Below are 14,279 nucleotides of genomic sequence, written 5' to 3'. Positions count from 1 at the left end.
GCGGATTATGCCTTAAGCACCGAAACTGCAAACACCACAGAAACAACTGTGGGAGCGGGCTTGCTCGCGAAAGCGGTGTGTCAGTCAACGAATGTGTTGAATATAAAACCGCATTCGCGAGCAAGCCCGCTCCCACATTTTGATCGTATTTCAAGCTGGGAGAGATTGCTCCAAGGCTACTCCGGCGCCAACCAACCCGGAATACGGCGCCGTCACCAGCCACACCGGAATCCCCTTGAAGTAATCGCTCATGCAACCCTTGTCGGCGAAGCAGCGGGCGAAACCGCTTTCGAGGAAGAAATCGGCAAAGCGCGGAATCACCCCGCCCACGATGTACACGCCACCGCGTCCACCGGTGGTCAGTACGTTATTGCCGGCCACGCGACCGAGCCAGCAGCAGAACTGCTCAAGCACTTCCACGGCAATCGGGTCGCCCGCCAGCCCGGCAGCGGTGATGGCTTCCGGTGTGTCGAGCACAGGCGTGTGCCCGTCCACCGCGCAGATCGCCCGATAGACACGGGGCAAGCCGCCACCGCTCAAGGCTGTTTCCGCACTGACATGGCCAATTTCGTTGAAGATGTGCTGCCAGAGTTGGGTTTCACGCGGGCTGCTCAATGGCAGATCGACGTGACCGCCCTCCCCCGGCAACGCGGCAAAACGGCCCGCGCCCAAATCGAGCAAGGTGCCGACGCCCAGGCCGGTGCCCGGGCCAATCACCACCGCCGGGCGCAACGGCTCCGGCGTGCCTTCGCAGACCACGCGGAATTCGCCGGGCTGCAAACGGGTCATGCCCAAGGCCATGGCCGAGAAGTCGTTGACCAACAACAGCTGATCCACCTGCAAGGTCTGGCAAAAGCCCTTGCGGCTCAGGCGCCAGTGATTATTGGTGAACTTGAATTCGTCACCACTCACCGGGCCCGCCACCGACAGGCACACCGAACCGATCGAACCCGGCGCCAGCCCCAGACCATTGAGGTACAGGCTGATAGCTTCTTCCGGGCTGGGAAAATCTGCCGTTGCCAGCACCTGGACCGATTCCAGCTGCTGGTTTTTCCACAACGCGAAACGTGCGTTGGTCCCACCGATGTCACCGACCAAAGCCAGTTTCAATTAAGCGTCTCCAGGGCAGAAGTAAAGGCGCTGGCGCCCTGCTCCGCCGAGCTGAAGGCCATGCGCATGAAACCGAACAGCTCGCGACCGGTGCCGATGTTGTTGCCCAACAGGCCCTTGGCCGGCGTGCGCGCTGCGAATTCTTCGGCGTCCACCTTAAGCTCCAGGGTGCCTTTGACGCCATCGACGCGGATGATATCGCCCTCTTGTACCCGCGCCAAAGCGCCGCCGACATAAGCTTCGGGGCTGACATGGATGGCCGCCGGGATTTTCCCCGACGCGCCGGACATGCGCCCGTCGGTCACCAGCGCGACTTTGAAGCCGCGATCCTGCAACACGCCGAGGAACGGCGTCATCTTGTGCAGCTCTGGCATGCCGTTGGAGCGCGGGCCCTGGAAGCGCATCACCGCGACAAAATCCTTCTCCAGCAAACCGGCCTTGAACGCATCGGCCAGGTCCTGCTGATCCTGGAACACCATGGCCGGCGCTTCGACGATCTGGTTTTCCACGGCCACGGCGGAGACTTTCATCACGCCACGACCGAGGTTGCCTTCCATCACCCGCAGGCCACCTTCGGCCGAGAACGCGCGGGCGACCGGACGCAGGATGCTTTCGTCGAGGCTGTCGGTCACGCCTTCACGCCAGACCAGTTGGCCATTGTCGAGGAACGGCTCCTGGGTGTAGCGGCTCAGGCCATGGCCCATTACGGTGTTGACGTTTTCGTGGAGCAGCCCGGCTTCCAGCAGTTCGCGGATCAGGAACGACATGCCACCCGCGGCCTGGAAGTGGTTGATGTCGGCTTTGCCGTTCGGGTAGACGTGGCTCAGGGTCGGCACGACTTCGGAGAGGTCGGCCATGTCCTGCCAGGTCAATTGAATACCCGCCGCCATGGCGATGGCCGGCATGTGCAGGGTGTGGTTGGTCGAACCGCCCGTGGCATGCAACGCGACAATCGAGTTGACCAGCGAACGCTCGTCGACGATTTCGCCGATCGGCATGAAGTCGCCGTTCTGCTTGGTCAGGCGCGTGACCTGGTGCGCGGCTTCGCGGGTCAAGGCATCGCGCAACGGCGTGTTCGGGTTGACGAAGGACGCGCCCGGCAGATGCAGCCCCATGACTTCCATCAGCAACTGGTTGGTGTTGGCGGTGCCGTAGAAGGTACAGGTGCCGGGGCTGTGGTAGGACTTCATTTCCGATTCCAGCAGCTCTTCGCGAGTCGCCTTGCCTTCGGCGTATTTCTGGCGCACATCGGCTTTCTGCTTGTTGGAAATGCCCGACACCATCGGCCCGCCCGGCACGAAGATCATCGGCAGATGGCCGAAGCGCAGCGCGCCCATCATCAGGCCCGGCACGATCTTGTCGCAGATGCCGAGCAGCAGCGCGCCGTCGAACATGTTGTGAGACAGCGCCACGGCGGTGGACAACGCGATCACTTCGCGGCTCGGCAGGCTCAGTTCCATGCCCGGCTCGCCCTGGGTCACGCCATCGCACATGGCCGGCGTGCCACCGGCGAACTGACCGACGGAGCCGATTTCGCGCAGGGCTTTCTTGATCAGTTCGGGGAAGACTTCGTAGGGCTGGTGCGCCGAGAGCATGTCGTTATATGACGAAACTATCGCGATGTTCGCGGAGTTCATCATCCGCAGGCTGTGCTTGTCGTCGCTGCCGCAACCGGCCACGCCATGGGCGAAGTTGGCGCATTGCAGCTTGCCGCGCATCGGACCGTCGCTGGCCGCACCGCGGATCAATGCAAGGTAGGCCTCACGCGTGGCGCGGCTGCGGGCGATAAGCCGTTCAGTGACCTCAAGGACGCGGGGATGCATGTGTAGAACTCCAGGCTAACGGATGTGGCGACCTGATTGTCTATGCTGATCAAAGGCCGGTGTCGATGGGATGACAGACGGTTTATTTGACCATTCGGACCAGTTGATTCAGGTCACTCGTTGTAGATCGAACAAAATATTGCCATCAAAAAGGCTTGTTTTCTATTTTTTTACGAATAATCTTGTAATTCCAACAACAAAACGACGGTAGCGCCGCACTATGACTCTTCGAATCGCAATCAATGGTTTTGGCCGCATCGGCCGTAACGTCCTGCGCGCACTCTATACCCAGGGCTACCGTCAGGATCTGCAGATCGTCGCCATCAACGACCTGGGCGACAGCGCGATCAACGCTCATCTGCTCAAGTACGACACCGTTCACGGCACATTCGATGCCGATGTCCAGCACGATCAGGAGAGTCTGACGGTCAACGGCGACCGCATTTCGGTCAGCGCCATCCGCAACCCGGCCGACCTGCCCTGGGCCGCGGAAAAAATTGATGTGGTGTTCGAATGCACCGGTCTGTTCACCGACCGGGCCAAAGCCGCCGCGCATATTACGGCGGGCGCGCGCAAAGTCATTATCTCTGCACCGGCCAAAGGCGCCGACGCCACTGTCGTCTACGGGGTGAACCACGACATTCTGCGCCAATCGCACCAGATCATTTCCAACGCGTCGTGCACCACCAACTGCCTGGCTCCGGTGGCCCAGGTGCTGCACCGCGAGCTGGGCATCGAAAGCGGTCTGATGACCACCATTCACGCCTATACCAACGACCAGCACCTGACCGACGTCTATCACGTCGATCCGTACCGCGCCCGTTCGGCCACCCAGAACATGATCCCGAGCAAGACCGGTGCCGCCGAAGCCGTCGGCCTGGTGCTGCCGGAACTGGCGGGCAAATTGACCGGCATGTCGGTGCGCGTACCGGTCATCAATGTATCGCTGGTGGACCTGACGGTGCAGCTCAAGCGCGAAGCGTCGGCCGATGAGGTCAATGCGCTGATGAAAGAAGCCAGCCAGCACTCGAAGATCCTTGGCTACAACACCCTGCCGCTGGTCTCCAGCGACTTCAATCACAACCCGCTGTCGTCGATCTTCGACGCCAACCACACCAAATCCAGCGGCAAGCTGCTCAAGGTACTGGCGTGGTATGACAACGAGTGGGGCTTCTCCAACCGCATGCTCGATAACTGCCTGGCGCTGTGCAACGCCGAATAAGCAGCACGTCCCTTCCTTCTTGTAGGAGCGAGCTTGCTCGCGATGGTCGTGAACGATAACGCGGGGAACCTGATGCCCCGCGGTGTTCTACAGTCCATCGCGAGCAGGCTCGCTCCTACAGGGTGCGTGTCATTTCTGGAGCCAGCATCGATGATCGGCATCAGCTTTACGCAAAAGACCATGGCGGCGCGCAAGCGTATCGCCCTGGTTGCCCATGACCACTGCAAGGTGTTCTTGCTGGACTGGGCCGAACGACAAAAAGACAGATTGGCCCAGCATGACCTGGTCGCCACCGGCACCACGGGGTTGTTGTTGCAACAACGCCTCGATCTGCCGGTGCAAAGCATGATCAGCGGGCCACTGGGCGGCGATCAGCAGCTCGGTGCGCAAATCGCCGAGCAGCGGGTCGACATGCTGGTGTTCTTCTGGGACCCGTTCGAGCCACAGCCCCACGACCCGGATATCAAGGCGTTGCTGCGGGTCGCGGCAGTGTGGAACATCCCGGTGGCGTGCAACGAATGCAGCGCCGACTACCTGCTCAGCAGCCCGCTGATGGATCAGGCGCACCTCCATCGGATTCCCGATTACGCCACCTATTTGCAGGGTCGCGCGTAAAGCGTCACAAATCAGTGCTTGACCACTCGAGTAGATGATAAGCATTATCATCTACTCGAAATGGATCAGGTTCTCCCGTGAGTCAGTCGCGCTTCAACCACGTTTTCCTCACCCAGCGCACCTCTCTGCTGCGCACGCTGGAGCGGATGGTCAACAATCACAGCACCGCTGAAGACCTTTTGCAGGAAACTTACCTGCGGGTGACCCGGGCATTGAGCGAACGGGCCATCGATCATCTTGAGCCCTTTGTCTTCCAGACGGCGCGCAACCTGGCGCTGGACCATTTGCGCGCGCGGCGCATCCATTCGCGCACGATGGTCGACGACGTGCCGCAGGAGGTGATGCACAGCATCGCCGCCGCCACCAGCAGCGCCGAAGACGCCGCCCACGCCGAACAATTGCTGGAGCGTTTGAACGTGAGCCTCAGTGAACTCAGCGCCCGCCAACAGCGGATTTTCATCCTCAGCCGCCTGCACGGTCACAGTTACCAGGAAATCGCCGAGGAGTTGAACGTGTCCCTCAGCACCGTGCAGAAAGAACTCAAACTGATCATGTCGATCTGCATCGGGGTTGCCGATCGCTTGAACGCCAACTGAGCGCCAAGGCCCTGCGCTTACCTGGACCGACTGCGCTGATCATCGGGCTTTGCTACCCTTGGCCCACTTTTACGCTTCACTAAAAAAAACAGCCGTGCACAGACACTGCCGAGGAAACACCGTGACGGACAACCACCGCTCCCCCGAGCCTTCATCGGCGCAGGACCCCGCAAGCGCGATGGACCAGGCCCTGGACTGGCTGATTGTGCTCGGCAGTCCCGACGAGGAGCAGAGCCGCCAATTCCAGGCATGGCTCGACGCCGATCCGTTGAATGCCCAGGCGTTCGCCAAGGCCCAGGCGATCTGGGACGGCCCGCAAGTGGCGCAATGCGCGCAAAGCCTGGCCGCCCGTCCGGCGAAAGTCACTGTCCTCGCCCGTCTGCGTCCGCACTGGAAACCACTGGCCACCGCCGCCGTGCTGCTGCTCGGGCTGTTCAGTTTCAGCAGTTTGCCGATGCGCCTGCAGGCCGATCACCTGACTGTGGTCGGCGAACGCCAGCGCCTGCAACTGGAGGACGGTTCCAGGGTTCTGCTCAATACCAATTCGGCGTTCTCAAGCACCATCAACGACCAGCAACGTGTTGCCCGCCTGTATCAGGGCGAAGCGTTTTTCGAAGTGCAGGCCAATCGCGGCCAACCACTGGAAATCGACGCCGGCCCGGTCACGGCCAGCGTTCGCGATACCGCATTTGCCGTGCGTTACCTCAACGGCGTGGCGCAGGTACGGGTACAGCGCGGCGACGTCGACTTGCGCGCCACTCGGGATGACGCGCGGGTACGCTTGTCCGCCGGGGAAAGCATTCGGATCGGCCCCAACGGCTTCGACCGCCCGGCCAAACTCGACGCCGCCACTGACCTGGCGTGGGTCCAGGGACGGCTGGTATTCGAAAACTGCCCGTTGAACCAGGTACTGGCAGAACTTCGCCGCTATTACCCGGGCTGGATCATCAACAACAACGAACAGTTGGCCGATGTCACCGTGACCGGCAACTACCGTCTCGATCAGCCGCTGGACGTGGTTCGCTCCCTGGCCCACATCACCTCGGCCCGGCTCCAGGAATTCCCGGCGCTGGTCATCTTGAACTGAATGAGAATTATTTTTACTCGATAGCCAAACCCCGTACGTCTCGTTATAGCCAATACAATTGATTCGCATCTCACCATGCCAATCAGCACCTATAAAGATTCGTGCGACACGGAGCGCTATCGATGTCCCCTCGCCTTACCCGCCAAGCCCCTACACCTTCCCGCGTGCTGTCGCTGCTGACCGCCGCCATCCTGATGGCCGGTACCGCACCGCTCATGGCCGCCACCGCCACCGAGCAGTCGACCCGCAAAATGGGCGACTACTCGTTCGCCATTCCCCAGCAATCACTGGTGTCGGCACTCAATGCCTTTACCACCGTAACGGGCTGGCAGATCGGTGTGTCGTCAGAGCTGGCACAAGGTGTGGCCTCGCCGGGCGTCCGTGGTTCGCTGTCGCCGGAGAAAGCCCTGGATCGCCTGTTGGTGGGGACCAACCTGGGCTATCGCAAACTGGGCAACAACAGCATCGTTCTGGAAAAGCGCAGTGGTAGCAGCGCCCTGAATCTCGATCAGGTGACCATCAGCGCCACCCGTAACGAACAGTCTGTGAATAGCGTGCCGAGCACGGTCTCTGTCTACACCCGCGAAGATCTGGACCGCAACAACGTCAATACCATCAAGGAGCTGGTGCGCTACGAACCTGGTGTTTCGGTAGGCGGCGCAGGCCAGCGGGCCGGTATCACCGGCTACAACATTCGCGGCATCGATGGCGACCGCGTGCTGACCCAGGTCGATGGCGTGCAGGTACCCGACGGCTTCTTCAATGGCCCCTATGCCCAGACCAACCGCAACTATGTCGACCCGGAAATCGTCAAGCGTGTGGAAATCCTCCGTGGCCCGGCCTCTGTTTTGTACGGCAGCAATGCCATTGGCGGCGCCGTCAGTTACTACACGCTGGACCCGGACGACATCATCAAACCGGGCAAGGATGTCGGCGCGCGCCTGAAAACCGGCTACAGCTCCGCCGACGACAGCTGGCTGACGTCCGGCACCGTCGCCGGCCGCACCGGCGAGCTCGATGGCCTGTTGCATCTCAGTCAGCGCAACGGTCATGAAACAGAGTCCTATGGCGAAACCGGCGGCACCGGGCTGAACCGCACTGAAGCCAACCCCCAGGACGCGCGCACCACCAGCGTGCTGGCAAAACTGGGCTGGAATTACGCCGACGACGCGCGCCTGGGCCTGACCTATGAGCATTACAAGGACGACCGCGACACCAATCAATTGAGCGCAGTGGGCGGCCCGTTCAATGCCGGACGCGGTTTCGGCTACTACAAGTCCCGTACCGGTAACGACACAATCACCCGCGAACGCTTTGGCCTGGAACACAGCTTCGGTCTGGACAGCGCCCTGGCCGACAACATCAAGTGGACGCTGAACTACCAGATCGCCAAGACCGACCAGAGCACCGAGGAAATCTACGCGCCGCCGTCACGAACCGTGCTGCGTAACCGCGATACCACCTACAAGGACCGCCAATGGGTATTCGATGCCCAGGCTGACAAGTCGTTTGCCATCGCCGACACCGACCACCTCGTCACCTATGGCACCACCATCAAGCAGGACAAAATCACCGGCCTGCGTACCGGCACCGGCACCTGCCTGACCGTGGCCGGATCCTGCCGGGTCATTGGCGCCCCTAGTGCCACCGACACGCTGACACCCGCCAGTGACTTCCCGGACCCGACCGTCAACAGCTACAGCCTGTTCGCCCAGGATCTGATCAGCTGGGGCAACTGGACCTTTGCGCCAGGTGCTCGCTACGACTACACCGAGCTCAAGCCGCACATCACCGAAGAGTTCCTGGCCACCGCCGACCAGAGCGGCAACGGTACAGTGAGCGACGAGACCAAAACCTGGCATCGCCTGTCGCCGAATTTTGGCACCACCTACAGCTTCAACGACCATTACACCTGGTACGGCAAATACGCTGAAGGCTTCCGCACCCCGACCGCCAAGGCGTTGTACGGTCGTTTCGAAAACATCGCCGGCGGATATCGGGTAGCGCCAAACCCGGACCTCGAACCGGAAAAAAGCAAAAGCTACGAGACGGGTTTGCGCGGCAACTTCGAGCAGGGCTCGTTTGACGTGGCGGTGTTCTACAACAAATACCGCGACTTCATTAACGAGAACGCCATCACGCCGGGCTACACCGAGACCACGTTCCAGAGCAACAACATCAAGCACGCCACCATCAAGGGTGCCGAGGTCAAGGGACGCCTGAACCTCGACGCCTTCGGCGCGCCGCAAGGCCTCTACACCCAGGGCTCGGTGGCCTATGCCTACGGTCGCAACGACGACAACGGCGAGCCGCTCAACAGCGTCAACCCGCTGACCGGCGTATTCGGCCTCGGCTACGACCAGGACACCTACGGCGGCTTGCTCAGCTGGACGCTGGTGAAAAAGAAAGACCGCGTCGACAGCACCAGTTTCAAGACCCCGGACGGCACCAGCACCCAGTTCAAGACGCCCGGCTTCGGCATTCTGGACCTGAGCGCGTTCTACAAGGTGACCGACGACGTGACCGTCAGCGGCGGCGTCTACAACCTCACCGACAAGAAGTACTGGTTGTGGGATGACGTGCGCGGCTACGACAGCGTCGGCGAAGCCTCGGTGACCCAACCGGCCAACCTCGACCGTCTGACCCAGCCGGGTCGCAACTTTGCGGTCAACCTGATCTGGGATATCTGATCCGCTCAGCTCGCCTGGCGGTTTCATCAAGCCGCCCGGTGAGGATTTTTTACTGTCAGGCGCCTTCCTGTTCGTCTCGTTACCAAGCGCCTCTCTTTCTCCAAGGAATTGCCATGACTACCCAGGCCACCGAACAACGCCCCAACCTGCGTTCGCAACGTTTGAACCAGATCACCCACGAGCCGCACAGCAAGCTCGATGCCCTGGTCAAGGCTCATGCCCCGTTTGAAACCCCGGCCAATTTCGCTCGTTTCGTGGTGGCGCAGTACCTGTTCCAGTCGGAACTGGTGTCGCTGTACAACGATGCCGAACTGACCGCCATCGTCCCGGACCTGCCGGCCCGCTGTCGTGCCGATGCAGCCAGGGCCGACCTCGCGGACCTGGACACCGACGTGCCGGCACCTGTCGCCGGTGCACTGAAGAACCCGACCAAGGCTGAGGCCCTGGGCTGGATCTTCGTCTCCGAAGGCTCGAAGCTCGGCGCGGCGTTCCTCATCAAGCGTGCCGTGGGCCTTGGCCTGAGCGAAACCTTCGGCGCCCGCCACCTCGGCGAACCGGCCGGCGGCCGCGCTGATGACTGGAAGAGCTTCGTCAAAACCCTGGACGGCCTGGCATTCAGCGCCCAGGAAGAAGCCGAAGTGGAAAAAGGCGCCATCGACGCGTTCAACCGTTTTACGGTGTTGCTGGAGCGGGCTTACGCTACCGAAGCCGCCTGACCCAACGCGTTCCCCTTGTGGGAGCGGGCTTGCTCGCGAAGAGGTCGTCAGCCTCAACATCAACGTTGACTGACACACCGCCTTCGCGAGCAAGCCCGCTCCCACAAGGAACGAAGTAAATCCGTAAGATTTCGATCAGCCTCACATGTTGCCTTGAGCCCATGCCAGCCTCCTCCAGACTCTCCCGCCTCCTCTTCGGCCTGCTGGCCTATGTCAGCCTGGGCATCGGCCTGATCGCCATCGTCATACCCGGCCTGCCAACCACCGAGTTCATCCTGCTGGCCGCCTGGGCCGCGACCCGCAGTTCGCCGCGCCTGAGTGCCTGGCTGGAAAACCATCGGCTGTTCGGTCCCATCCTCCATAACTGGCGCAACGGCAAGATCATCGCGCGTCGGGCAAAAATCAGCGCCACGGTAAGCATGTTGTTGTGTGCCGGTCTGATGCTGGTAATGCTCGATCATGGCTGGCCGATTTACCTGGCGATTGCCGGCATGGGGCTGGGCAATCTGTGGATCTGGTCACGGCCGGAATCACTGCCGGAACCCTGCTGAATAACTCCGCGGTTTTTCTTCGTTTTAAAGCGCTTTTCGGCACATTTTCCTGCGCAAACGTTCAACCACTACCGCTCGTCGGGTTACCCCTCATGTAACCTCAACGCCACGCCGATGTGCATTGATCGGCGCTAAATGGATTTAGCGAGTGAGCCGCAACGGCCCACAGCCAACACTTCATCCATTCGCGAGCTCGCCCTATGTTCGACTCACTGTCCATCCGCCTGAAAATCGTCCTGCTGTCCGGTCTGTGCCTGCTGGGCGTAGTCGCCTTGATAGTGGGCATGAACATCTACCAGACCAATCAGAACGATGATCTGGTCAGCGATTCCAGCAGCAGAATGCTCACTGCCAGTGTGCAGGACCTGCTCCAGGCCAAGGCCGCCGAGCAGGCGGTGCGGGTGCAGAAGACCTTCGGTGAAACCCTGACGGTGGTGACCGCCCTCGCGGACCAGATCCAGGACATGCGCAACCTGGCCGCCAAACGCTCCCTCGAGCCCGGCGTCTTGCGAGAAGAGTTGAACCAGAGCCTGAAAACCGCCTTCGAGCGCAACAGCAAAGTACTGGGCATTTGGCTGGCGTTCGAACCCAATGGGCTGGACGGCAAGGACAGCGAATTCGTCAATGACGCCGCCCGCCAGTCCAACGAGATCGGCCGTTTCGCCACGTACTGGAGCCGCGCCGGGGGTGAGTCGCTGAACACGATCATGGTCGAAGAAGACATGACCAAAACCACCCTGAACCTCAGCGGCACGCCGTACAACGTCTGGTACACCTGCCCGCGGGACAGCAAGCGCATCTGCCTGCTCGACCCGTATGCCGATACCGTCGGCAACAAGGAAATGTTGATGACCACCATTTCCGTACCGCTGCTGGTAGATGGCAAGTCCATCGGCGTGGTCGGCATCGACATCGCCCTCGACGCCCTGCAAGCGGCGGCGATCGACTCCCAGCGCGACCTGTTCAACAGTGCCGGGCACATGCTCATCGTTTCCGGCACTGGCGTGCTGGCCGCCTACAGTGTCGACGCCGGCAAAGTCGGCAAGAACATCGGCGACACCCTGGGCGGCGATGGCAAGGACATCCTGCAGTTGCTCGCTAGTGGCGCGCCGAAGATTCTCCAGCAAGGCGACCTGATCCGCGCGGTGTACCCGGTCAGCCCGATTGCCGATGCCAAGGCCTGGGCCGTGGTGATCGACCTGCCCAAGCAAGTGCTGCTGGCCGACTCAGTGAAACTGCAAGCGGTACTCGACGATGCTCAGCAAAGCGGCACGATCAAGGCACTGTCGGTGGCAGTGATTGCCGGTGTGATCGGTCTGCTGCTGATGTGGCTTACCGCGTCCGGCGTGACCCGCCCGATCAACAGCGTGGCCGACATGCTCAAGGCGATTGCCAGTGGCGACGGCGACCTGACCCAGCGCCTGCACTACAGCAAGAAGGACGAGTTGGGCGAACTGGTGAGCTGGTTCAACCGCTTCCTCGACAAGCTGCAACCGACCATCGCGCAGATCAAGCAAAGCATCACCGATGCCCGTGGTACGGCCGACCAGTCTTCGGAAATCGCCCGCCAGACCAGTGAAGGCATGCAGGTGCAGTTCCGCGAAATCGACCAGGTCGCCACCGCGTCCAACGAAATGAGCGCCACCGCCCACGATGTCGCCAACAGCGCCTCGAACGCGGCCAACGCGGCGAAAGGTGCCGACCAGTCGGCCCGCGACGGCATGCAAATCATCGAGCGCAGCACCCGCGACATCAATCAACTGGCCGAAGAAGTCAGCAAGGCCGTGACCGAAGTCGAAGCCCTCGCGGTCAACAGCGAGCAGATCGGTTCGGTGCTGGAGGTGATTCGCAGCATCGCCGAACAAACCAACCTGTTGGCGCTAAACGCCGCCATCGAAGCCGCCCGTGCCGGTGAAAGCGGTCGTGGCTTTGCGGTGGTCGCCGATGAAGTGCGCAACCTGGCCAAACGCACCCAGGACTCGGTGGAAGAAATTCGCCTGGTGATCGAACGCATCCAGAGCGGCACCCGCGGCGTGGTCGCCACCATGCACTCAAGCCAGACCCAGGCCCACAGCAACGCCGGGCAGATCCAGCAGGCCGTCCAGGCCTTGGGCAAGATCAGCGATGCGGTTACCGTGATCAGCGACATGAACCTGCAAATCGCCAGCGCCGCCGAACAGCAAAGCGCCGTCGCCGAAGAGGTCAACCGCAACGTCTCGGCGATCCGCACCGTCACCGAAACCCTGACCGGCCAGGCCACCGAATCGGCGCAGATCAGCAGCCAGCTCAACTCCCTGACCACCCATCAGATGAAGTTGATGGATCAGTTCCGCGTTTAAGAAGCAATGCAGTTAAATGTGGGAGCGGGCTTGCTCGCGAAAGCGGTGAGTCTGACAACAATGATGTCGACTGACACTCCGTCTTCGCGAGCAAGCCCGCTCCCACAGGTTTCATCTGGCTTGTCACCTGTTTTGGACTAAGATCGGGCTCTCGCTCCGGAGGGCTCTTCAATGACTGATCTGCTCACGTCCATTCAAGCCGTACTCGGTTTGCCTCACACCCCGATTCCATTCACGTCCAGTGGCGCCTTGCCCTCGGCGTTTGCCGTCACTGATCTGGCCTGCGCCAGCATGGCCGTCGCCGGCCAGGCTGCCAGCGAACTGCTGCACCAACAAACCGGGCGCCTGCCCGACCTTGAAGTTGACCGACGCCTGGCGTCATTCTGGTTCGCAACCTCGATTCGCCCGCTTGGCTGGAGCGTTCCGCCGTTGTGGGACCCGATCGCGGGTGACTACGCCACCCGCGATGGCTGGATTCGCCTGCACACCAACGCGCCCCATCACCGCGCCGCTGCCGAAAGCGTGCTCGGTGCCTGTACCGACCGCGCAGCGATGGCCGACAAAGTGGCTCGGTGGGCGAAAAGCGATCTGGAACAGGCTGTGGTCGATGCCGGTGGCTGTGCCGCCGAAATGCGCACCTGGGAACAATGGCAGGTCCATCCTCAAGGCCAGGCAGTAAACGCCGAACCCTTGATTCAATTCGCCAACCACCCAAGCCGGAGCCGCCAACCGTGGACAGGTTCTGTGGCTCGACCACTGGCTGGCATCAAGGTGCTGGACTTGACCCGGGTTCTGGCCGGCCCCATCGCCAGTCGCTTTCTGGCAGGCCTGGGCGCCGATGTCCTGCGCATCGATCCGCCGACCTGGAACGAACCTGGAGTGGTGCCGGAAGTCACCTTGGGAAAACGCTGTGCGCGTCTTGATCTGAACGACAAGTCCGACCGCGCCGTATTCGAATGCCTGCTCAAGGACGCCGACATTCTGCTTCATGGTTATCGTGCCGATGCACTGGAACGACTTGGACTGGGCATGAATGAGCGCCGGCAACTGAACCCGGGCCTGATCGATGTTTGTCTAAACGCCTATGGCTGGAGCGGCCCCTGGCAAAATCGGCGGGGCTTCGACAGCCTGGTGCAGATGAGCAGTGGCATTGCCGAAGCGGGCATGCGCTGGAAGCAGGCGGACAAGCCGGTGCCGTTACCGGTGCAAGCTCTCGATCACGCCACCGGGTATTTGATGGCGGCCAGTGCGATCAGGTTGCTGGCGCAGCGGTTGAGCGACGGTACGGGGGGCTCGGCGCGGTTGTCGTTGGCGCGTACGGCGAAGTTGTTGATCGAGCGGGGGCCTGGGACGATTGAGGCATTACGCGCGGAAGATGTGCAGGATCAGGGGTTGATCGTGGAGCAGACGCCGTGGGGGCCGGCGCACCGGTTGCTCGCCCCATTGAAGATAACCGGGACGCCGTTGCAGTGGGCGCTACCGGCAACGGAACTGGGTACGCATCGCGCACATTGGTGGTGACGGCCAGAT

Annotated in this window: 11 protein-coding genes and 1 pseudogene; 10 read left to right on the top strand and 2 right to left on the bottom strand. The window is 61.5% G+C overall.

Going from position 1 to position 14,279, the window contains the following annotated elements:
- Positions 1 to 150 precede the first annotated feature (150 nt).
- Both KGB20_RS09860 and edd read right to left on the bottom strand, forming a co-directional pair.
- A complete protein-coding gene (locus KGB20_RS09860; RefSeq protein WP_154860414.1) occupies positions 151 to 1,110 on the bottom strand; it encodes a glucokinase in 960 nt (319 codons plus the stop codon).
- Positions 1,107 to 2,933 (bottom strand): phosphogluconate dehydratase, encoded by a 1,827-nt coding sequence (gene edd, locus KGB20_RS09855; RefSeq protein WP_057713545.1) that lies wholly within the window; start codon positions 2,931 to 2,933, stop codon positions 1,107 to 1,109. Before edd ends, KGB20_RS09860 begins: the two co-directional genes overlap by 4 nt.
- 220 nt (positions 2,934 to 3,153) lie before the next feature.
- Between edd and gap the strand changes: the two genes are divergently transcribed.
- The 10 genes and pseudogenes from gap to KGB20_RS09810 all read left to right on the top strand — a co-directional run bounded on the left by gap (position 3,154) and on the right by KGB20_RS09810 (position 14,270).
- Positions 3,154 to 4,155 (top strand): type I glyceraldehyde-3-phosphate dehydrogenase, encoded by a 1,002-nt coding sequence (gap, locus tag KGB20_RS09850; RefSeq protein WP_007974423.1) that lies wholly within the window; start codon positions 3,154 to 3,156, stop codon positions 4,153 to 4,155.
- A gap of 150 nt (positions 4,156 to 4,305) precedes the next feature.
- Positions 4,306 to 4,770, top strand: a complete 465-nt coding sequence (locus KGB20_RS09845; RefSeq protein WP_057713543.1) for a methylglyoxal synthase — start codon at positions 4,306 to 4,308, stop codon at positions 4,768 to 4,770.
- Between the two features lie 77 nt (positions 4,771 to 4,847).
- Positions 4,848 to 5,366 (top strand): RNA polymerase sigma factor, encoded by a 519-nt coding sequence (locus KGB20_RS09840; RefSeq protein ID WP_057713542.1) that lies wholly within the window; start codon positions 4,848 to 4,850, stop codon positions 5,364 to 5,366.
- A gap of 121 nt (positions 5,367 to 5,487) precedes the next feature.
- Positions 5,488 to 6,453: a FecR family protein gene (locus KGB20_RS09835; RefSeq protein WP_154860415.1), complete on the top strand. Its 966-nt coding sequence runs from the start codon at positions 5,488 to 5,490 to the stop codon at positions 6,451 to 6,453.
- 122 nt (positions 6,454 to 6,575) lie between these two features.
- Positions 6,576 to 9,143, top strand: a complete 2,568-nt coding sequence (locus KGB20_RS09830) for a TonB-dependent receptor (RefSeq protein WP_057713540.1) — start codon at positions 6,576 to 6,578, stop codon at positions 9,141 to 9,143.
- A gap of 113 nt (positions 9,144 to 9,256) precedes the next feature.
- A complete protein-coding gene (locus tag KGB20_RS09825; RefSeq protein WP_154860416.1) occupies positions 9,257 to 9,859 on the top strand; it encodes a biliverdin-producing heme oxygenase in 603 nt (200 codons plus the stop codon).
- Positions 9,860 to 10,020: 161 nt separating this feature from the next.
- Positions 10,021 to 10,410: a YbaN family protein gene (locus tag KGB20_RS09820; RefSeq protein WP_154860417.1), complete on the top strand. Its 390-nt coding sequence runs from the start codon at positions 10,021 to 10,023 to the stop codon at positions 10,408 to 10,410.
- A 200-nt stretch (positions 10,411 to 10,610) separates the two neighbouring features.
- Positions 10,611 to 11,843, top strand: a pseudogene (locus tag KGB20_RS29260) (chemotaxis protein); the annotation flags it as partial.
- A gap of 150 nt (positions 11,844 to 11,993) precedes the next feature.
- Entirely contained in the window at positions 11,994 to 12,749 is a 756-nt protein-coding gene (locus tag KGB20_RS29255; protein ID WP_371319450.1) for a methyl-accepting chemotaxis protein, read from the top strand.
- 171 nt (positions 12,750 to 12,920) lie between these two features.
- On the top strand, positions 12,921 to 14,270 hold the full coding sequence (locus KGB20_RS09810) for a CoA transferase (RefSeq protein ID WP_154860419.1): 1,350 nt from the start codon (positions 12,921 to 12,923) through the stop codon (positions 14,268 to 14,270).
- Positions 14,271 to 14,279 lie beyond the last annotated feature (9 nt).

The organism is Pseudomonas sp. BF-R-30 (assembly GCF_019956175.1).
GTDB lineage: Bacteria > Pseudomonadota > Gammaproteobacteria > Pseudomonadales > Pseudomonadaceae > Aquipseudomonas > Aquipseudomonas jessenii.
The sequence above is the reverse complement of the archived record's forward strand: the minus strand, read 5'-3'. Positions and strand labels throughout refer to the sequence as shown.

Excerpts from the sequence above, each read along its gene's own strand:
- edd (WP_057713545.1), bottom strand. The coding sequence starts at position 2,933 with ATGCATCCCCGCGTCCTTGAGGTCACTGAACGGCTTATCGCCCGCAGC.
- gap (WP_007974423.1), top strand. The coding sequence starts at position 3,154 with ATGACTCTTCGAATCGCAATCAATGGTTTTGGCCGCATCGGCCGTAAC.
- KGB20_RS09845 (WP_057713543.1), top strand. The coding sequence starts at position 4,306 with ATGATCGGCATCAGCTTTACGCAAAAGACCATGGCGGCGCGCAAGCGT.
- KGB20_RS09830 (WP_057713540.1), top strand. The coding sequence starts at position 6,576 with ATGTCCCCTCGCCTTACCCGCCAAGCCCCTACACCTTCCCGCGTGCTG.
- KGB20_RS09825 (WP_154860416.1), top strand. The coding sequence starts at position 9,257 with ATGACTACCCAGGCCACCGAACAACGCCCCAACCTGCGTTCGCAACGT.
- KGB20_RS09820 (WP_154860417.1), top strand. The coding sequence starts at position 10,021 with ATGCCAGCCTCCTCCAGACTCTCCCGCCTCCTCTTCGGCCTGCTGGCC.
- KGB20_RS29255 (WP_371319450.1), top strand. The coding sequence starts at position 11,994 with ATGCAGGTGCAGTTCCGCGAAATCGACCAGGTCGCCACCGCGTCCAAC.
- KGB20_RS09810 (WP_154860419.1), top strand. The coding sequence starts at position 12,921 with ATGACTGATCTGCTCACGTCCATTCAAGCCGTACTCGGTTTGCCTCAC.